Source organism: Palleronia pelagia (assembly GCF_900110115.1).
In the GTDB taxonomy this organism is placed as follows: Bacteria; Pseudomonadota; Alphaproteobacteria; order Rhodobacterales; family Rhodobacteraceae; genus Palleronia; species Palleronia pelagia.
Genome location: NZ_FOCM01000004.1, coordinates 110,759 through 130,703 on the forward strand (window position 1 = coordinate 110,759; position 19,945 = coordinate 130,703).

Below are 19,945 nucleotides of genomic sequence, written 5' to 3' on the forward strand. Positions count from 1 at the left end.
CGCAATGCAGCGGCCTTTTGTCTTTGGCGGCGGTTCGGCCCAGTCACTCGGTCGTGGCGTCGGTCCCGTCGTCCAGCGCGGGAAGCTCCAGCGCCTCGCGAACACGTTCGAGCACGTCGCGCAGCGTGTCGGGCGATCCTTCCGCGGCGCGCAGCGCCTCGGTCAGCGTACGCTGCTGCAAGGCCCCAAGGTCGGAGTTCTCGATACCGGCCAGCGCGCGGTCGAGATCGAACTCGTCCACGGTGAGGATGGTGTCGAGCGTGGTCTCGCCCTCGGCCGTGGCGCCGACCACGCCTTCGTCGGTCGCGGCCTCGACGGTCTCGTCCTGCGCGGCGGTGGTCGGCGACTCGCCGTCCTCGATGGCCTCGACGGCGGCCGAGGTGGCATCCTGCGATGCGTCGCCGATATCGCTGGTTTCTTCCTCGACCTCGGCGGCGACGCCGTCCACCGCGGTGTCGACGTCGGGCGCGGCGTCTTCGGCGGCCTCTTCGGTAGCTTGCGCGGCCTCGGCCGTTTCGGTCGCGACATCCCTGGCGGCGTCCGCGGTCTCCTCGACACCCTCCTCGACGACCTCTTCGGTCGCCTGCGCCGCCTCGGCGGTCTCGGCCGCGGCTTCATCGGCGGCCTCCCCGGTCGCCTCGGCGGCGGCTTCGGCGCCGGACTCGACCGCTTCGCCGGTCGCCTCGGCCGCGTCGGCCGCCGCGTTCGCGCCGTCCTCGACGGTCTCTTCGGTGGTCTCGGCGGCGTCTTCCGCCATGTCGCCTGCGGCCTCCGCGGACTGGGCGGCCTCGATCGCCGCGTCCTCGGCCGTCGCCTCGGCGACCTCGCCCGCCGCCTCGGCGCCTTCCATCACCTCGTCGACCTCGTTCGCGACCTCGTCCGCCGCGGTATCGGCGGTCTGTTCGGTCAGGTTCAGGGCGTCGTCCACCGCGTCGGAGGCCGCGGTCATGGCGCCATCGACCGCCGCCGCGGCGTCGTCTGCCGCCTGGTCCAGCTGCTCGGCCAGCGCGTCCGTGGCATCCTCGGCCTCTTCAGCGGCCGCGTCCGCGGCGGCATCGGCGGCATCCGCGGTCTCGGCGCCGGCCTCTTCCACCGCCTCGGCGGCCTGCTCGGTCTCGGTCTCGACCGTCGTGCTGGTGTCGTCCTCTTCCTGGCAGGCGGCGACAAGCATGCCGGCGGCCAGGAGCGCGATGAGGGATGTGGTGCGCATCATCGTGGCAACCTCCATTCGTCTTGTATGTTCAGTTGTCGCTTAGATAGCGCCCCCAGAGGTGTTGAAAAGCGCCCGCACGTTGCGGGATCGGCGCGAACACGCCTTGAAAGCCCGTCTTGGCGCGGCTACTTTCCACTTCCGTAAATCATGACCGAAAGGATACCCCCATCGCCCGCAGACCTCACAACGCGCCGCCCACACGCGACACCGGCCCCCGTGTCAACGGCCGCATCCGAGCGCCGGAAATCCGCCTGATCGGCGCCGACGGTGAAAACGTGGGCGTGGTCAGCCCTGATCGTGCCATGGAGCTTGCCGAGGAGGCCGGGCTGGACCTGGTCGAGATCTCGCCCAACGCCAAGCCGCCGGTCTGCAAGATCATGGACTTCGGCAAGTTCAAGTACGAACAGCAGAAGCGCGAGTCCGAGGCCCGCAAGAAGCAGAAGACGATCGAGGTGAAGGAGGTGAAATTCCGCCCCAACACCGATACGCATGACTACGACGTCAAGATGCGAAACGTCGTCAAGTTTCTGGAAGCCGGCGACAAGGTGAAGGTCACGCTGCGGTTCCGCGGCCGCGAGATGGCGCACCAGAACCTGGGCCGCGAGCTGCTGGAACGGGTGGCCGACGACACCAAGGAAATCGGCAAGGTCGAGAACTTCCCCAAGATGGAAGGCCGGCAGATGGTCATGATGATCGGCCCGACCAAGTGACCGGCTCACGCCGAACCTGAGCCAACGCGGGCGGCCCCGGGGCCGCCCAATTCGTGACCAAGACCCGCCGGGGACCCTCGATGCTCAATACCGTCATGGTCACCGTGATCATCCTGGGAGCGGCACTGGTCGTCATCGGGACGCTTCTGCCGCTGGTCCCCTCGCACGCGTGGTGGGTGCGTGGCTGGGACTTCCCCCGGGTCCAGCTGCTCATCCTGGGGGTCGCGATCCTTGTCATCGGTTTGCTGACGAGCTTTCCCGGCAAGCTCGTGTTGCTGGGCCTGGTCCTGGCCGCCTGCGTCTACCAGGCGGTGCGCATCCTGCCCTACACGCCGCTCTACCCGAAGGAGATGGAGCTGGTCGACGTCGCGCCCTCGGGCTCGCAGCTTGTCCTGCTATCCGCCAATGTCGAGATGCCGAATGACCGCTACGACGCGGTCAACGACCTGATCGATACGGTCGATGCCGATATCGTCTTCCTGATGGAAACCGACCAGACCTGGTACGACAGCCTCGAGCCGAAGCTGTCGGCATATCCCACTGTCGTGACTGAGCTGCGCGACAACTACTACGGCGCGATCTTCGCCACGCGTCTGAAGGTGAACGAGGCGCGGTTCGTCTATCTCAGCCACGACGACACGCCGACCCTTTTCGCCGAGTTGGAAACGCAGGACGGCCACACCTTCCGCTTCGTCGGCCTGCATCCGCGTCCGCCGGTGCCCGGCAACACCACCCGCGACCGGGACGCCGAGATCATCTATTCGGCCCGTTTCGCCCGCAAGACCGGGCTGCCGCTGATCGCCGTGGGCGATTTCAACGACGCGGCGTGGTCCGACACCTCGCGGCGGTTCAAGCGTGTCGGCGGCTATGTCGACCCGCGCGTGGGCCGTGGCCTGATCGCCAGCTTCGACGCCCAGTCGCGACTGGTGCGCGTCCCCATCGACCAGTTCTACGCGACACCCGACATCGCGGTGGCCAGCTTCGCGCGCGGACCCAATATCGGGTCCGACCATTTCCCGCTGATCGCGCGCATCGACCTGGACGAGGACAAGGCACGCGCGGCGAACAACCCGCCCGCGCCGCTGAACCCCGACGAGATCGAGGAGCTCGACCGCATCGCGGCCGAGTATCGCGCGGACCTGAAGGACCCCAACCTGCCGAAACCGGGCTTTCCTGACGAGAACTGAGGCGCGCCGCGCTCAGCCGCCCCGCGGGTGCGGGCGCGACGGCGGCTCCTTCAGCAGGCCGCCCACGCCCATCGCGGCGAAATCCGCGTCGTCGGGCGGACAGCCACAGGCCACCCGCTCGAGCACCCAGTCGGCCCCGTTCAACGCCGGCGAGCGCGCGCAGCCCGGAAGCCCGATGACCGGGCGGCCCGACAGGTCGCCCAGGAACAACAGGTTGCCGGGATCGACCGGCATGCCGAAGCGCAGCAGCCGTCCCCCCGCCTTTTCCAGGCCCAGCGGCCCGACGTCGCGCGCGTCGGACGTGGCCGAGGCCGTCAGGAGCAGCAGAAGATCGGCAGCGGAGGCGCCCAACGCTCGGGCGATGGCATCCGGCGCGTGGGCCACCACTTCGACCGACGACAGATCGATGCCCAGCCGTTGCAGGCGCATGGCGATGGCGGACTCGCCCTTGCCCGGCCCCTGCCCCATGTCGGTGATGATCAGCGCGGCGTCCGCGACGGTCACCGGCCGCGCTCGCAGCGCCGCCCGGGCCAGCGCGGCCCCCCGGGTGACCAGCGCGGCGGGGACCGCGTAGGTGATGATCTTCACGGTCGCCACCATCTGGCCGGGCGTGACCCGCGCGAAGGGCGGCAGGGTGGCGATGGTGACCGCGGGGTCCAGCGCGTTCAGCGCGTCCAGCGCCGCGCGGTCCAGCTCCAGCACCCCCGCCGCCGTGGCGTGTATGTTCACGCGTCCCGTCGCGGCCCGGCCCAGCCGCAGATATGCGCCCTCGGGATCGGGCACCAGTGCCTCGGCCAGCGCGCGCGCCGCCGTGTCCTCGCCCATGTCATCGTCGCCGGGACGCGCGACGATCACCTCGGTCGCCCCCATCTCGCGCAACGCCGCGAGGTCACCATCGTCCAGGCGATGCCCCTTGCGCAGCCGGCCCTTCTGCAAGGGATGCGAGTGCGCAAGGATCGCGCCGGCGGCCTGCGACAGGGGAACGGGGCCGAACTCCATCAGCCGCGACGCAGGCGCTGAATGATTTCGGCCATGACGGCGACGGCGATCTCGGCCGGGCTGCGGGCACCGATATCGAGGCCCACCGGCGCATGGATGCGCGCGATGTCGTCGGGCCCGAAGCCCTGCTCTTCCAGCCGCGCGACGCGCTTGGCGTGGGTCCGGGTCGACCCGAGGCAGCCCAGGTAGAAGACCGGCGAGCGCAGGGCCACAAGGATGGCGGGATCGTCGAGCTTGGGGTCGTGCGTCAGGGTCACCACGGCCGTGCGCGGGTCGAGCCCGTGCGCGGCCAGCGCCGCATCGGGCCAGTCGTGGATCAGCGTCTCGCCCGGGAACCGCGCGGCCGAGGCGAAGCTTTCGCGCGGGTCGACCAGAACGGCGTCGAACCCGGACAGCCGCGCCATCTGCATCAGCGGCTGGGCGATATGAACGCCCCCCACCACGACCATGCGCAGGGGCGGGTTGTGGATGGCGATGAAGCGCGCGCCGCCCTCCTCGAAGCCCGAGCGGTCCAGCCGGAACCGATCCGCGTGCGTCGGGGGGTGCTCGATCCCGCGCGTCCAGCTGTCGGTATCGACGGTGTAGGCGACCTGTCGCCGCGCCGCGCGGGCGGCGACCAGATCGGCCAGCAGGTCGCGCGGCAGGTCGGCGTCGCGGACCGGCTCGACCATGACGCGGATGCGCCCGCCGCAGGCCAGGCCCACCGCGAAGGCCTCGTCATCGCTGACCCCGAATTCCATCAGGCGCGATCCGCCGTCCCCGACCGCCTCCATCGCCTCGACCACCACGGCGCCCTCGACGCAGCCGCCCGAGACCGATCCCGCGATCTCGCCATCGCCCGAAATGGCCAGCTGGCTGCCCACCGGGCGCGGCGCCGAGCCCCAGGTCTCGATCACGGTGGCAAGCGCCGCGCCGCGGCCCGCGTCGACCCAGCGAAGGGCGATGGCCGGAATGTCGTCGTGGTCGGCGGTCATGGGATGCTCCTGCAAATCGCGCCGATCCTAGCGGGGAGCGACAGCGGGTGAAACCGGCGCGGTGCCCCGCGGGCCGCGGCTTTGGTCGCAAGGTTGCGCCGGTCGAGACGGCGGGCGGAGCGCCCAATCCCCTCATCATTCCGGAAGGACGCGATCCCACAGGAAAAAGGACGCGCACCGCTTGGCCGGTGCGCGTCCACTCTCATTACGCTGTCCCCGGACGTCGCCGAAGCCCGTGGAAAGGCTCGGCGACCCCAAGGGCGACGCGCGAGCTCAGTTCGCCCGCGCGACCTGCAGCAGCGGCGTGATCCGGCGCAGGGTGGCGCGGCGGTTGGCGCGCTCGGCCTCCAGCGTCGGGACCTTCAGGAACCGCTCGCCATAGCCCTGCACCACCAGGTTCTCGGGCGGCACGTCGAAATACTCGGTCAGCGCCAGCGCCACCGATTCCGCGCGGCGGTCAGACAGCGCCAGGTTGTAGGCGGCGTTGCCCACCGCATCGGTGTGCCCCTCGACCATGAAGATCTCGCGCGGGTTCTCCTCAATCCGTTCGCGGATGAAGCGGCCCAGCGCGGTCAGCTCGTCGGCCTGCTCGGGCTGGATCGCGGCCGATCCGGTCTCGAACGTGATGTTGTCCAGCGAGATCGCGGGCACCTGGTTGCGCACTTCCGCGATATTGCGGACCTGCGAGAGCGAATAGCCGCGATCGAACGCCCCCTCGTTGGCCAGCGCGCGGCGCAGGTCGTCCTCGGTCATCCCCGTGGTCTCGGTCGCGGGCTGCTGCAGACGGCTCACGTCCACGGCCTGCACCTCGGCGGTGTCATCCAGCAGCACGGTCCGGGTGCCGTCCGGATCGATCCGGGTGCGGCGCAGGACGCGCAGGTCCGAATCGCGGATGGTGACGATGCGGGTGCCATCCTCGCGCGTGACGGTCGTCCGGGTCGAGCCGTCGTCGAAACGCTCGGTCGACACGTCGGTGCCGGGACGCTGCAGGATCGCCGTGTCGTCCTTGATCAACTCGAGCCCGCCGTCCTGGCCCTCGACCACGACGCGGTCCTGCGACGAGGCAACGACCTGGCGGTTGTTGTTCAGAAGCGCACCGACGGCCAGCACACCGGCGCCCGCGATCAGGGCCTTCTGCAGGGTGCTGAGCCCGTCGTCATCTTCCTCGACCGCAACCTGGGCTTCTCCTTCGGCAGCGGCCGCGTCACGATCGATGGCGCTGTCGAAATCCTCGGTGGAGGAACGGGCGGTCTCGTCGGTCACGGTCTGGTTGGCGATTTCCTCGGCCGGCGCCGCGTCATCGTCGGTGGCCGCGACCTCGGCCGCACCACCGCCTTCGAGGGCCGCGCGCTCGCTGTCGGTCATCTGGTTTTCGGGGGCCATTTCGGGGTTTTCGACCTCTGCGGTCTCGGACTCCGCTTCGGCCTCGGCTTCCACTTCGGCCTGCGCTTCGGTCTCAGCATCCGTCTCGGCATCACCGGCCAGCCCTTCGGCCACGCGAGCGGCTTCGTCATCGGCGGAGGGCGCGTTCTCGGCGGTTTCTGCTTCGGCCTCGGCTTCGGCGGCAGCGGTAGCTTCGGCCTCGGATTCGGCGGCGGCGGCCTCCTCGGCGGCCTGCGCTTCTTCCGCGGCGGCGGCTTCGGCCTGGGCCTCCTGCTCGGCGGCGGCCTCGGCTTCGGCGGCGGCGGCCTCCTCGGCGGCCTGCGCTTCTTCCGCGGCGGCGGCTTCGGCCTGGGCCTGCTGTTCGGCGGCGGCCTCGGCTTCGGCGGCGGCGGCTTCCTCGGCGGCCTGCGCTTCTTCCGCGGCGGCGGCTTCGGCCTGGGCCTGCGCTTCCTCGGCGGCCTCTGCTTCGGCGGCAGCGGCTTCCTCGGCGGCCTGCGCTTCTTCCGCGGCGGCGGCTTCGGCCTGGGCCTGCTGTTCGGCGACGGCCTCGGCCTCGGCGGCGTCCGCAGCGGCCGAGCCTTCGGCGGCTTGCGCCTGTCCTTGGGCACTGGCATTCGCATTGCCCTGCGCCGACTGTCCCCCGGCGTTGCCGTTCGCTGCGCCCTGACCTTCGGCATTGGCGTTCGCGGCGCCTTCGGCCCCCTGTCCCTCGGCGTCCGCATCCAGCACGGCCTGGACCTCTTCGACGCTGATCCCCAGCGTCTCGGCGCAATCCTCGGCCCCGATCTCGGCGCAGACCTCACGGATCTGCGCGGCGGTTGCGTCGTCCTGTTGCGCGAACGCGGCGTGCGGGAAGGCGAGGTGAAGCGACGCGACGAGCGCCGTGGTGGTGTTGAGCGTCTTACGCATGGGATCCTCCTGGTACGAACTCATTCGTTGCCCCCAGTAACGTCATCCCCATGCGACAAGTTGCATCACGCCTCCGATAGGGCCGCCATCATGCGCGCCTTTTCGCCCACATCGTCGCGCCGGGCCAGGGCGGCGGCCAACCCTTCGAGCGAGGCGATGTCGTGGCCCGCGCGGAAGCTGTCCACGTGCGGCATCATCGCGGCGATGCCCCTGGCGCGCGGTGCGAAGCCGTCGAAGCGCAGCAGCGGGTTCAGCCAGATCACCTTGCGCGCCGTCAGGTGCAGCCGCCGCATCGCCGCCTCGAGCTGCGCGGGATCCCCCCGGTCGAGCCCGTCGGTGATCAGGAGCACGATCGCCCCCTGCCCCATCACCCGGCGCGACCAGTCGCGGTTGAAGGTCCGGAGGCATTCGCCGATCCGCGTGCCGCCTTCCCAGTCCTGCGCTTCGGCCCCGGCGGCGGCCAGGGCGGCATCCACGTCGCGCTGACGCAGGTGGCGGGTGATGTTGGTCAGCCGCGTGCCGAAGGTGAAGGCGTGGACCTGCGCCCAGCCCGCGCCCTTCTCGTTCGCCACCGCGTGCAGGAAATGAAGCACGGCACGGGAATAGTGGGACATGGACCCCGAGATGTCGCAGATCGCCACGAGGTTGGGCCAGCGGATGCGCTGGTCGCGGGTGGCGAAGCGGGTGACGTCACCGCCCTTGCGCATGGCCGCGCGCATGGTGGCGGGCCAGTCGGGGCGCGCGCCGTTCGGCGCCGCGATGGTGCGGCGTGATTTCACGGGCTGCACCGGCAGGGTGAGGCGCGCGATCATGCGCTTTGCCCGCGCCATTTCGGCGGTGGACATCTGTTCGAAGTCCAGCGTGCGCAGCCGTTCCTCGTCGGACACGGTGCGCGAGGCATCGATCTCGATCAGGGTTTCCTGCTCGTCCTCGTCGGGCTGGGGCACGTCGTCGGCCTCGGCCCCGTCGAGCATGGCTTCGGCCGCCCGTTTCTCGGCCGGCTTCGCCGTGCGGTCTTCCTGCGTGCCGCGCACCGAGGGCAGCAGCCAGCTCATCATCTGCTCCATGTAGCGCGGGTCGCGCCAGTAGAGCCGGAAGATCTGGTCGAACGTGTCGCGCTGGTCGGGCTTGGTGACGAAGCAGGCCTGCAGCGTGTAATAGAAATCACGCCGGTCGGTGAAACCTGCCGCTTCGACCGCGCGGATCGCGTCCATGGTGCGGCCCGGCCCGATGGGCAGACCGGCCTTCCTGAGCGCCCGCGCGAACCAGGTGATGTTCTGCGCGAGCTTGGGGTTCTCGGGCAGTTCGAGTTCGGCGAGCTCTACCATGGATGATCCATGATAAGGGGGGCGCCCCCCCCCCGCCCTGCGGGCCCCCCCGAAGTATTTCACGACCAGTGATGATGCGCGCGCGGGCGCGGTGCCCCGATGGCGGGGACGGGCGGGGTCGAGGGCGCGGCAGGGCATCAGGCGGCGTTCAACTCGGCGCGGACCTTGTCGAGCAGCTGCGTGGCCTCGGCGCCCTGCAGTTTCTGAATGTCGTCCTGGTACTTCAGGATTGCGCCCAGCGTGTCGGCGATGACCTGCGGGCTGAGCTCGATCATGTCGAGCGCCAGCAGGCATTTCGCCCAGTCGATCGTTTCGGCCACGCCCGGTTTCTTGAACAGGTCCTCGCTGCGCAGGGCCTGCACGAAGGCGACGACCTCGCGGCTGAGGTTCTCGGCGGCCTCGGGCGCGCGGGCGTGCAGGATCTCGATCTCGCGGTCGAAATCGGGGTAGTCGACCCAGTGGTAGAGGCAGCGCCGCTTCAGCGCATCGTGCACCTCGCGCGTGCGGTTGGACGTGAGGATGACGATGGGCGGCTCGGGCGCGCGGATGGTGCCGAGCTCGGGGATGGTGACGGCGAAATCGCTGAGCGCTTCGAGCAGGAAGGCCTCGAACGGGGCATCCGTGCGGTCGATCTCGTCGATGAGCAGGACCGGCGCACCGCCCGGTTGCGGGCGCATGGCGTCGAGCAGCGGGCGCGAGATCAGGTAGTCCTCGGTGAAGAGCTCGGTCTTCAGTGCGTCCCGGTCGGCCCCACCCGTGGCCTCGGCGGTGCGGATCGCGATCATCTGCTCGGCGAAGTTCCATTCGTAGACGGCCGAGGCGGCGTCGAGCCCCTCGTAACACTGCAGACGAATGAGCTTGCGGCCCAGCGCGGCGGCGATGGCCTTGGCGATCTCGGTCTTGCCGGTGCCGGCCTCGCCTTCCAGGAAGAGCGGGCGGCCCAGCTTCATCGACAGGAACGCCACCGTGGCAAGCGCGCGGCCGCAGACGTAATCCTGCCCCGCCAGCGCGTCCTGCACGGCATCGATCGACGCGGGAATTTCGGACATGCGGACACCTTCCTTCTGGGACACGCCTAGAACTGCACCCGCGGCGCGGAGGGTCAAGCAAGGCTAAGGTGGCATGGATCGCCCCCGCGGGCGGATCAGCCGCGCGGCGCCTGGGCGTTCTGGTAGAGCGCGACGAGCTTCTGGGCCAGCCCCGGGGGCGGCGGACGGCTGCCCGCGGCCAGAAGCAGCCGGCCGTAGAGCTTGACCGCGTCGGGATCGGCCAGCGCGAGGCGGAAGGCCTCGGCGTGCCAGTGCCGGCAAGCGTCGCCGGCCGCGGCGACGCCGGGTAGGTCGCGCAGCCGCGCAAGCTCGACCGCCGTGCGCGGGGCCATGCGGGCGATGCTGTCTTCGCGCACCGTGTTGAAGTTCCGCTCCACCCAGTAGGTCAGGTCCACGGGCTTGTCGGTGTGGTTGGGCAGCCCGCGCCGCGCCTTGGCCAAGAACTCTTCGGCCGAGCGGACCGAATAGTGGTTCAGTTGCACGAGGTCATGGGCGATGGGCGGCCCCCAGAGCATGATCTGGCCCTGGTTGCGCGCGACGCCCTCGGGCAGCGGCCGGCCCGACCCGTCGACCCAGCGCGGCGTGGCGCCATCCTCCTGCTTCGGGCGGTGCACGCCCGGGCCCTTGAACGGCCCGCGGCGGCGGTAGAGCGTCTTGATGAAGCGCGACAGCGCCGGGTAAAGCGCATCGTCGGGGATGGCGCGAGTGAAGGCCTCGGTCGGCGGCGTCTCGGGCCGGGTGGCGTGGCCGGCATGCCCGAACAGCCGCCAGGGCAGCGCGACCGCGTCGGCGTCGAGGCCTGCCAGCATGTCCTGCAGCGTGTCGTGCGGCGCGCGCAGGTTGAGGTATTCGTCGCAGTCCAGGACGGCGATCCAGTCGGCCTGCGCGGTCAGGGGATGGTCGCGCGCGGCGCGCAGCGCGGCCCATTGGGGGCGCTTGCCCTCGGGGACACGGTTGCGGACATGCGTCAGTACCCCGCCGCCCTGTAGAAGGTCGAGCAGCGCGTCGCTGCCGTCGGCGCAGTCGTTGGTGAAGACGAGGAAATCCGTCACCCCGGCCCCACGGCAATGGGCCAGCCAGTGCAGGATGTTCGGCCCCTCGTCGCGCATGGTGGTGATGACGAGGATGCGCGGCGCCTCAGCCATGGGCGGGCTGCTCCAACCCTTCGCGCAAGGACGCGGCGTTGTGGGGCAGCCGACCGCCGAGGTCCGTCACAAGCTGGTCGAAGGCGGGCGCGAAAAAGGGCCAGCCGTGGTTGTGGGCGAAGCGGTGATAGTGGATCACGGCAGCGTCGTTGGGCTCGAACGCGCGATCCGAGATCGAGTAGTTGTAGCGTTCGTCCAGCACGGCGACCGGGATCCCGAACCGCGCGCAGGTGAGGGGCAGCGCGATCTGGTCGAGCCACGGGCGTTTCTGCGCGATGGCCAGGTTCCAGTCGATATCGCGGGCGGTGTCGAACCAGCGGCGCGCGAAAGCGGGCGGCGCGCCTTCGCGAAACGCCAGGAACCCGGCGTTGTAATAGGGATAGAACTCGATCCGGCGACCGCGCGTCAGGCGTACGCGCTCGGTCGGGACCTCCATGCCGAAATGGGCGTAGGCGCGCGGCCAGCGCTCGTTGGTCTTGCCCCATGTGGGCTTGCCCTCGGGCACCGCCGCGATGCCGCCCTCGGGGGCAAGGCCGCGCAGGTCCAGGTCGCCGCCGATCAGCATGTCGGTATCGAAGAACACGCCCGTGTCACCGTCACGCGGGGCGAGACAGGCGAAGATCTTGTTGCCGTGGGGAAAGGGCTTCTTCCAGGTGTCGGCGGGGATGGCGATGGTCTCGACCCGGGCGCCCAGCCGGTCGTAGGCCGCGCGCAGGTCATCGGGGATGGCGCCATTTCCGGGCTCGGGCGCGTAGGCGACGATGTCGAGGTCGTGGACCACCCGCGCGCGCAGGGACGAGGCCAGGAGCAGCCCCTGCGCCGCCATGTCGGGCCCGTCGATGACGAAGAAGGCCGTGACGCGTTCGCTCATGGCGCGGGCTCCAACGGTTCGGGGCGGTCGTAGGCCGCGGCCACGGCGGGATCCACCGGCAGGCGGCGGGTATAGCCCAGCGCCTTCAGCACGGCCTCCCACGGTTTCAGCGCCGTGAACGCCTCGACCCAGAGCCGGCCGGTCAGCGCGACGAAGCGCGGGGTCAGGTCCAGCCCCGAAAGGGCCGCGCGCAACAGCTCGGGCGTCAGGCGCGGATCGCCCAGCGCGAGGAAGTCCACCTGCGTCTCGGACATCAGCGCCGCCAATGCCGCGCCGTCTTCCGCGATGTCGTCCGCCACCAGCCGCAGACGTTCGTTCTCGGTCAACCCGTTTCGCGCCCACAGCCGGTTGATGAAGGCGCGCAGATCGGCGCTGCCCTGTTGCAGCGTGATCCGCATGTCGGGGCGTTCGTTGGCCAGGTGGCTGCCGATGAAACCCGAGGTCGCGCCGATCTCGAGGTAATGGGCGAATTCGGGCAGCATTTTCGGAACGTTGCGCGCCAGGTTCCGCTCGAACTTGCCCTCGGTGATCTGGATCAGGCCCGGCGGGGTGAACAGCCGCGGATCGCAAGGCAGCTCGACCGAGTGGTTGCGGACCCATTCCATCGGCGGATCGGCGGTCATGTCGGGGATGTCGCGCACGTAGGTGTCCACCGGCAGGATCATGCGGTCCAGCGGCTCTTTCGCCTTCTCGTCGCTGCGCTTGATGGCCGCGCGCTTTTCCATGTCCTTCATCTTGGCGGCGATGGCCTCGGGGTCCCGTTCCTTCGGCGGCTTGGCCTCGACCTGGGTGATGGGGATCTGCGAGGCGGCGTTCAGCTCGGCCACGAAGGCCTCGTATTCGGGGCCGCCCTTGAACGCGGCCAGGCGCGTCTCGACCCGCTCCAACGCGGCGTGGTGCAGGCTGTTCAGCATCGGGTCCGTCAGCAGCCCCTCGAAGATTTCGCGCCGCCGGTCCGAGTAGCGCAGCATGGCGTCGTCGCGCACCTCGTTGCGGTCCTGCAGCGCCCAGTACTCGTGGTTGTACTTGTTGGCCTTGTTGTTGACGTTGCCGCGGAACTTGCGGATCGCGTAGCTGTCGACGGATTTCACGGCATAGTGGTTCATCTGCGCCCAGTCGTAGCCGATGGTGCGCACGATGGACCGCCAGCCGCGGAACTTGAAATACTCTTCCATCTCGCGGCCCGAGCCGTTCAGCCACTTCACCGAATGGGGATAGTCGGTGTCGAGCGTCTTGTTCTTCATCTTCGGGCGGTGGATGCCCAGCTTCCAGTGCTCGGGTTCGAACTGGAACAGGGTCTTCACGCCCCAGCCCTTGTTCCACATGGGTGGCGCGGCCATCAGGTACTGCTCGGTCACGAAATCGCGCGACCAGTGCTGCACCCCGCCCGACCCGAAGATCCGCCAGGTGATGACCATGCCGTTGGCGCCCGCGTCCTTGATGCTGTCGATCATCCCGTCGAGGCTGCCGTCGCCGTGCTTGATGCACAGGAACTCGTCCGCGTCGAAGACCAGCACCCAGTCGCTCTCCATCACGACCGGCTCGTCCTGGGCATACTTGATGGCCGAGGGCTGCGGCTTCAGCCCCTTGGGAATGTCGTTGCGGCGGTGGTGGACCAGCCCAAGCTCGTCCAGCCGGATCAGCATGGTGTCGGTGCCGTCCGTGCAATCGTTGGTGTAGACGACCAGGTCGGTGAACCCGACGGCGATATGATGGGCCACCCATTCCAGAAGATAGGGCCCCTCGTCCTTCATCATCGACACGGCGGTGACGCGCCCGTGGCGAGACGTATTCGGCACGGGCATGGCCGGGGCTTCCGCCTTCACGGCCCCATCGGTCGTTTCAACGACTGGCATATTGCCCCCTTCCACGCTCATCGCCGGATATCGTGACACGGCCATGCGGCGATTTTAAGGCTACTGGTCACGATCCGGCACAAATGAGACAAATCCGATGGGATCGTGCCGTTTTCCGCAATCTTGCCGCATTCCCGTCCTAAGCGTCTGCGAAACCCGATCATCATAAAGCCCCGCGCGCAATCGCGCGTGCAGCAAGGAGCAGGACAGATGTCATCCCCGCAACGGCGCCCGGTCGCATCCCTCTGGATCGGCGAACGGCTGCAATACCTCAACCAGCTTTGCCTGGCGAGCCACGTGCAGCAGGGCCACCAGACCATTCTCTATACCACCCACAAGGTCGAGAACGTCCCCGAGGGTGTCGAGGTGCGCGATGCGAACGACGTGATGGCCATCGACCTGGAGCTGGTGCAGGGCACCTCGGCCTCGTTCTGGTCCAACGTCTTCCGCTACAAGATGATCAAGAAGGACGACGCGATCTGGATCGACTGCGACGCCTTCTGCCACCGCCCCTTCCCCGACGAGATGGACAATATCTTCGCCGGGCACGGCATGCGCGGCGCGCTGAACTGCGGCGTGGTGAAGATCCCGCGCGAGGGCGAGCTGATCGACATGCTGCTGGACTACTACGACAACCTCCCGGACTACCCGCCCTGGTTCAACAAGAATCAGCGCAAGAAGCTGGACCGCCAGAAGGACGACGTTCCGCATTCCGAGAAGATCTACAAGGCCGAGCGCACGGCGTTCGGACCGCAGGCCTTCACCTACTTCGCCCAGCAGACGGGCGACTACGACAAGGCGATGACGCCCGATGTGCTCTACCCGGTGCCGTTCCAGCTGAACGACATCTTCTACGACCCCCACGGGCGGGTCGAAGGCTGGTTCACCGACAACACGTTGTCGGTCCATCTTTACACCAACGGGACCAAGCCCTGGTGGCGCAAGAACCCGCCGCTGGAAAATTCCTACGCCTGGCGGATGTGCCAGCAAGTGGGGATCGACCCGAAGCAGGCGCTGGAATAGGGCCATGGGTATCAGCCTGATCCCGGCCGCCTTTCTGCTGCGCCATGCGGCCCACGTGAAAGACGCGAAAAGCGGCGTGATTTTGGGGCGGCAGAAGCTGCACATGAAGCCAGGCGCGCTGGACCGGTTCGTGAAACTGGCGCAGGCCAGTGGATACGACGTCGCGCCCCAGGACCTGCGCCAGGAAGACGGGTTCACCGAGCGGCTGCTGGACGCCATCGGCTATCCCCGGTTGGAGGCGCTGGACTTCACCGATTCCGAAGGGGCCGAGCACGTCCATGACCTGAACCGCCCCCTGCCCGACGATCTGCAGGAACGGTTCGACCTGGTCATCGACGGCGGCACGACCGAGCACGTGTTCAACATCGGACAGGCCATCGACAATTGCTATGCCATGCTGAAGCCGGGCGGACTGATGCTGGCCTACATCGCCTGCGACGGCTGGTTCGGACACGGCTTCTTCCAGACCGGGCCGGACGTGCCGTGGCGCTATTGGCATCACACCCGCGGATGCGAGATGCTCGAGGTCAGCGTGGTGGGACGCCGCACGCCGCGCAAGATCGTCTCCATCCCCGACCCCACGGGGCGCCGGCGCGGGGGCGAGATGTTCTTCGAAGGTCCGCAGATGCTGCTGTACGCCGCGCGCAAGCCGCTGACCGCCCCGCCGTATGCGCCCCCGGTGCAGGGCCACTACGTCGAGGTCGCCCATGTCTGACACGAAGGCCGCCCAGCCCGAGAAGTCGCGCGCCGAGCTGCGCGCGGAGAAGATGATCCGCAAGCAGGAGCGCAACATGCGCGCGGCCGAGGCGCGGGGCTTTCTTGCCGGGGTCTGCGCGGTGCTGCGGCCCGGCGACATCGTCATGGACCTGGGCGCCAACCTGGGCGAGGTCACCGCGCCGCTTGCCGAGACCGGCGCGCATGTCGTGGCCTACGAGCCCGATCCCTGGACCTTCGGCCAGCTGCGTGACCGCTTCGCCGGGACCGACAATGTCGAGCTGGTCAATGCCGCCGTCGGCGCGACCAGCGGCACCGTGCGGCTGATGCGGGCCGAGAACTTCGACGACAACCCCGAGGGCGCATCGGTCAAGGCCACCATCGTCGGCGGCGGCCGCTCCATCGACGCCGAGGCATCGGTCGAGGTGCCGCTGCTGTCCTTCGCCGACGAGGTCGCCCGCCTGACACGGGGCGGCGGGCGCATCGCGTTCTGCAAGATGGATATCGAGGGCGCAGAGCTGGACATCCTCGAGGATATCGTGGCGCGCAAGTCGCTCGACCCCGTCCAGACGCTGGTCGCCGAAACGCACGAGAACAAGTTCAAGGCCCTGCGCCCGCGGTTCCGCGCGCTGCGCGACGCCGCGGCCGACGCCTATCCCCGCCGCCGTCTGAACCTCGACTGGATCTGAGGATGACACGCCCCAAGCTGACCTTCGCCTATATCGTCGAGCCGCCCGAGTACCAGACGCTGGCCTGCACGCTCCTGGCCTCGATCCGCAGCTTCTTCGGCCCCGAGGTGGCGGCCATCGGCTATTGCCCCGCGCACCGGATGGACGAGCTGCATCCGGCGATCTTCAAGGCGCACGAGATCATGGGGGCGGAGATCCGGCCCATGGTGACCGAGGGCATGTGGGACGAACCCTACCCCCACGGCAACAAGATCATCGCCGCGATGCAGCCGCGCGACAGCGAATATTCCGCCTTCGTCGACAGTGACGTGCTCTTCCTGCGCGACAACACGCCCGAGAACATCCTGAAGCCGGGCCACGTCTCGTGCTCGGTCGCGGCCTCGATGGTCTGGGCCGAGCAGGACATCTGGGACACGATCTACGGCGCGCTGGACATGCCGATCCCCGACGAGCGGATCGAGTACATGCGCCGGCCCGTGGGCCCGGTCATCCCCTATTTCTCGGCCGGGCTGGTGAGCTTTCCCGAGAGTCCGTCGTCGGGCGAGCGATTTCCGGATGTCTGGTACGACACCGCGCGGCGGCTCGACCGGCTCACCCATCTCGAGAACCGGCGCCCCTATCTCGACCAGATGAGCCTGCCGCCCGCGATCCGGCGCGCCGGGCTCGACTGGAACATCCTGCCCGAAGAGCAGCATTACATCCTGGGCGGCCGGATCCGGGGCGAACCGCTGCCCGAGGACCGCGAGATCTTCACCATCCACTACCGCAAGACCGGCATCCTCAAGGAGCTTGGACTGCACAAGTTCGCACGCGGGCTGCTGGGTGAGCACACGGGCGTCAGCTTCGTGCGCCGGCTGACCGAGGCCCCCGAGAAGATCAAGGGCTGAGCGGATGTCGGCCTGCATACCGGCCGCAATTGCGCCGGAATCTTCCAACCCCGCCCGACACTCGCGGCAAATTGGCCAAATTGTTGAACGTTTCCTCCGTCAGGACTACTATCACGAGGCGCTTGGCACCCAAGGCGGCGGCGAAAGGCATTCGACATGAACTCGGTCACCGATCCGGTCGTCTTTGACGACTTCGACAGCCCTGACCCGGACGAGGCGCAGGATTTCTCCTACTCTCTCTGCGCCGATGTCCACGTGGCGCTACGGCGCGCGGGGCCGGACCTGCTCATCTGCTTCGGCGACACCGCGCCCTTCGACCACGTGATCGACGAGCTCGAATGGTCGGTGCTGAACGTCACATCGCCCTCGGCCGACGCGCTGATGCGGGACGAGGTCGTGGGATTCTTCGACGCCATGGCCGACGGCACGCTGATTGATGAATTCGACCGGGTGCTGGTCCTCGGCACGGGCGAACTGGCCGGTGTCGCGCTGGGATACTCGGTCTGCGCGCCCATGGCGCGGGTGCTGATTCTCGCGCCGCGCGGCCCGCTGACCGATACCGAACGTTTCCCGCCCAGCGCGGCGACCCTCGCGGCCGCCGAACGGGTGCAGGTCATCTACGACCCCATGGACGACGACAGCGCCACGACCGCGCGCGCCATTTCCGAACGCGGCGCGGACCTGATGCCCATGCGATTCGGCGAAAGCACCGGCGTGGTGACCGATCTCAACCGCCTCGACGTGATGGAAACCCTGCTCGAGGATGCCATGGACCGGCAGCTGAGCCGCCTGTCCTTCTTCCGCATCCTGCGCGCCCGCCGCACCCGCGGCCCCTACCTGCGGCGGCTGAACGCCCGGCTGATCCAGTCCGACCGCGCGGTCCTGCGCGCGATGACCCTGCGCCACATCGGCACCAAGCTGGGGCGCCGCCGCTATCTCCAGGAATACGAGAAGCTGGCGCAGGAACTGACCGAGGCCGGCGTCCGGATCCCCGAACCGCGCGCCTGAGCCCCCGCGCCCATCTGGCGCCGTCGCGCGCCGTGTTGTAGCGACGTGTCATGGACCGACTGACCCTCCGCCGCCCCGACGACTGGCACCTGCACCTGCGCGACGGCGCCATGATGCGCGCCGTCCTGCCCCACAGCGCCGCCCATTTCGGCCGCGCCATCATCATGCCCAACCTCGTCCCGCCGGTGGTCACCGCGCGCGACGCGGCCGAGTACCGCGACCGCATCCTCGCCGCAAAGCCGCGCGGATCGGCATTCCAGCCGCTGATGACCCTCTACCTGACCGAGGAGACCGAGGTGCGCGACCTGCGCGCGGCGGCCGAGATCGGCCTGATTACCGCCGTCAAGCTCTACCCGGCGGGCGCGACCACGAACTCGGCCTCGGGCGTGCGGGACTTCACCAAGGTCCGCCGCGTGCTGGAGAACATGGCCCAGATCGGCCTGCCGCTCTGCGTGCATGGCGAGGTGACGGATCCCGAGATCGACATCTTCGACCGCGAGGCCGCGTTCATCGACCGCGTGCTCGACCCGATCCGGCGGGACGTGCCGGGCCTTCGGGTCGTCATGGAGCACGTGACGACATCGGACGCCGTGGACTATGTGCGCGGGGGCGGCGACGACATCGCGGCTACGATCACGACCCACCACCTGGTCATCAACCGCAACCACATCCTGGCGGGCGGGATCAAGCCGCACTACTACTGCCTGCCCGTGGCCAAGCGCGAGACCCACCGCCAGGCGCTGGTCGCGGCCGCCACCTCGGGGGGCGGGTCGTTCTTCCTCGGCACCGACAGCGCGCCGCATACCGACGCCGCCAAGCTGCAACCCTGCGGCTGCGCCGGCTGTTTCACCGCGCCGAATACGCTCTCCGTCCTGGCCCAAGTGTTCGAGGCAGAGGGCGCGCTGGACCTGCTCGAGGCCTTCACGTCGCTGAACGGCCCGGCCTTCTACCGACTGCCCGTGAACGAGGACACCATCACGCTCGAGCGGGGCGCGCCCGTCGAATACCCGGCGGCGATCGACACCGAAGACGGCCCCGTCACCGTGTTCGACCCCGGCATGCCACTGCACTGGCGCGTGCTGGACTGAAATTCCGGCCGCGCGCCCTTTGCCCCGGTCCGTCACATGAGTATTTCCGGACCAGTGATGGGGACACGCGCCCTGCATCACTGGTCCTCAAATACTCATATCCGGCGCCTTGGGTCCTAGCGACAGCGCTCCGGGACTTGGCGCGCGCGACGCGGTGACATAGGCAGTCGCCGTCAGCCGAAGGAGCGCGCCATGATTCCCACTTCCTTCCCGCCCCGCGACGAGATCGCCCGCCTGAGCGCCGGAATGCTGCTCGAGATCGGGGCGGTGCATTTCAATGCGCGCGAGCCCTTCATCCTGGCGTCGGGCCTGCCGTCGCCCACCTATATCGACTGCCGCAAGCTGATCTCGTTCCCGCGCATCCGGTCGACCCTGATGGATTTCCTGACCGTCACGGTGCTGCGAGACGCCGGGTTCGAAGCTTTCGACAACGTGGCGGGCGGCGAGACGGCGGGCATTCCCTTTGCCGCGCTGGTGGCCGAGCGGATGGCCCTGCCCATGACCTACGTCCGCAAGAAGCCGAAAGGCTATGGCCGCAACGCGCGCATCGAGGGTGTGATGGACGAAGGCCAGCGCGTCCTGCTGGTCGAGGACCTGACCACCGACGGCGGATCGAAACTGAGCTTCGTGGACGCCATCCGCGAAACCGGCGCCACCTGCGCCCATACCGCCGTCATCTTCAGCTACGGCATCTTCCCGGAAACCGAAACGACCCTGGGCGATCACGGCGTCACCCTGCACAGCCTCTGCACCTGGTGGGATGTCTTGGCGGTGGCCCGCGACCGCGGCAGCTTCGATGCCGAGACCCTGGAAGGCGTCGAGGCGTTTCTGAGGGACCCCCGCGGCTGGCAAGCGGCGCGCGGCTGATCCACGATTCCTCCACAGCGGCCTGGTGGATAACCTGCGGCGGCT

At 68.8% G+C, this 19,945-nt stretch carries 18 protein-coding genes; 9 read left to right on the plus strand and 9 right to left on the minus strand.

The genetic code is table 11. The features are described from left to right. Nucleotides 1–43: 43 nt before the first annotated feature. A complete protein-coding gene (locus tag BMX96_RS09950) occupies nt 44–1,210 on the minus strand; it encodes a hypothetical protein (protein WP_139210036.1) in 1,167 nt (388 codons plus the stop codon). Between the two features lie 119 nt (nt 1,211–1,329). Here BMX96_RS09950 and infC point away from each other — a divergent pair, with 119 nt between their 5' ends. Both infC and BMX96_RS09960 read left to right on the plus strand, forming a co-directional pair. Then, nucleotides 1,330–1,923 (plus strand): translation initiation factor IF-3, encoded by a 594-nt coding sequence (gene infC, locus BMX96_RS09955; RefSeq protein WP_073128198.1) that lies wholly within the window; start codon nt 1,330–1,332, stop codon nt 1,921–1,923. Between the two features lie 80 nt (nt 1,924–2,003). Continuing rightward, nucleotides 2,004–3,110 (plus strand): endonuclease/exonuclease/phosphatase family protein, encoded by a 1,107-nt coding sequence (locus BMX96_RS09960; RefSeq protein ID WP_091845359.1) that lies wholly within the window; start codon nt 2,004–2,006, stop codon nt 3,108–3,110. Nucleotides 3,111–3,122: 12 nt separating this feature from the next. On the opposite strand, the gene BMX96_RS09965 is transcribed toward BMX96_RS09960, so the two are convergent. From BMX96_RS09965 to BMX96_RS10000, 8 genes are all read right to left on the minus strand, one after another. Further along, a complete protein-coding gene (locus tag BMX96_RS09965; RefSeq protein WP_091845360.1) occupies nt 3,123–4,109 on the minus strand; it encodes a molybdopterin-binding protein in 987 nt (328 codons plus the stop codon). Beyond that, nucleotides 4,109–5,083 (minus strand): XdhC family protein, encoded by a 975-nt coding sequence (locus BMX96_RS09970; RefSeq protein ID WP_091845361.1) that lies wholly within the window; start codon nt 5,081–5,083, stop codon nt 4,109–4,111. Before BMX96_RS09970 ends, BMX96_RS09965 begins: the two co-directional genes overlap by 1 nt. A 273-nt stretch (nt 5,084–5,356) precedes the next feature. Further along, nucleotides 5,357–7,375 carry an OmpA family protein gene (locus BMX96_RS09975; RefSeq protein WP_091845362.1) on the minus strand — a complete coding sequence of 673 codons (2,019 nt, stop codon included), beginning with the start codon at nt 7,373–7,375 and terminating at the stop codon, nt 5,357–5,359. Between the two features lie 65 nt (nt 7,376–7,440). Then, nucleotides 7,441–8,703 carry a vWA domain-containing protein gene (locus BMX96_RS09980; RefSeq protein WP_091845363.1) on the minus strand — a complete coding sequence of 421 codons (1,263 nt, stop codon included), beginning with the start codon at nt 8,701–8,703 and terminating at the stop codon, nt 7,441–7,443. Between the two features lie 137 nt (nt 8,704–8,840). Beyond that, the gene (locus tag BMX96_RS09985; RefSeq protein WP_091845364.1) at nt 8,841–9,752 is read right to left on the minus strand and encodes an AAA family ATPase; all 912 of its coding nucleotides are present in this window, start codon (nt 9,750–9,752) and stop codon (nt 8,841–8,843) included. A gap of 95 nt (nt 9,753–9,847) precedes the next feature. Continuing rightward, on the minus strand, nt 9,848–10,897 hold the full coding sequence (locus BMX96_RS09990; RefSeq protein WP_091845365.1) for a glycosyltransferase family 2 protein: 1,050 nt from the start codon (nt 10,895–10,897) through the stop codon (nt 9,848–9,850). Further along, entirely contained in the window at nt 10,890–11,768 is an 879-nt protein-coding gene (locus tag BMX96_RS09995) for a hypothetical protein (protein WP_091845366.1), read from the minus strand. Before BMX96_RS09995 ends, BMX96_RS09990 begins: the two co-directional genes overlap by 8 nt. Continuing rightward, a complete protein-coding gene (locus tag BMX96_RS10000) occupies nt 11,765–13,624 on the minus strand; it encodes a glycosyltransferase family 2 protein (RefSeq protein ID WP_236737024.1) in 1,860 nt (619 codons plus the stop codon). The genes BMX96_RS09995 and BMX96_RS10000 overlap by 4 nt, the downstream gene beginning before the upstream one ends. A gap of 210 nt (nt 13,625–13,834) precedes the next feature. On the opposite strand from BMX96_RS10000, the gene BMX96_RS10005 reads away from it, so the two are divergent. The 7 genes from BMX96_RS10005 (at nt 13,835) to BMX96_RS10035 (ending at nt 19,900) form a co-directional block, all read left to right on the plus strand. Beyond that, the gene (locus tag BMX96_RS10005; RefSeq protein ID WP_073128207.1) at nt 13,835–14,647 is read left to right on the plus strand and encodes a hypothetical protein; all 813 of its coding nucleotides are present in this window, start codon (nt 13,835–13,837) and stop codon (nt 14,645–14,647) included. Between the two features lie 4 nt (nt 14,648–14,651). After that, on the plus strand, nt 14,652–15,362 hold the full coding sequence (locus tag BMX96_RS10010; protein ID WP_091845367.1) for a class I SAM-dependent methyltransferase: 711 nt from the start codon (nt 14,652–14,654) through the stop codon (nt 15,360–15,362). Then, nucleotides 15,355–16,050, plus strand: coding sequence for an FkbM family methyltransferase (locus BMX96_RS10015; RefSeq protein ID WP_091845368.1), 696 nt, complete (start codon nt 15,355–15,357; stop codon nt 16,048–16,050). Before BMX96_RS10010 ends, BMX96_RS10015 begins: the two co-directional genes overlap by 8 nt. Nucleotides 16,051–16,052: 2 nt before the next feature. Then, on the plus strand, nt 16,053–16,937 hold the full coding sequence (locus BMX96_RS10020; protein ID WP_091845369.1) for a hypothetical protein: 885 nt from the start codon (nt 16,053–16,055) through the stop codon (nt 16,935–16,937). Between the two features lie 156 nt (nt 16,938–17,093). Then, on the plus strand, nt 17,094–17,945 hold the full coding sequence (locus tag BMX96_RS10025; RefSeq protein WP_091845370.1) for a hypothetical protein: 852 nt from the start codon (nt 17,094–17,096) through the stop codon (nt 17,943–17,945). A gap of 50 nt (nt 17,946–17,995) precedes the next feature. Continuing rightward, complete coding sequence (gene pyrC / locus BMX96_RS10030) at nt 17,996–19,033, plus strand: dihydroorotase (protein ID WP_091845371.1); 1,038 nt, start codon at nt 17,996–17,998, stop codon at nt 19,031–19,033. A gap of 192 nt (nt 19,034–19,225) precedes the next feature. Continuing rightward, complete coding sequence (locus BMX96_RS10035) at nt 19,226–19,900, plus strand: orotate phosphoribosyltransferase (protein ID WP_091845372.1); 675 nt, start codon at nt 19,226–19,228, stop codon at nt 19,898–19,900. Nucleotides 19,901–19,945: the final 45 nt, after the last annotated feature.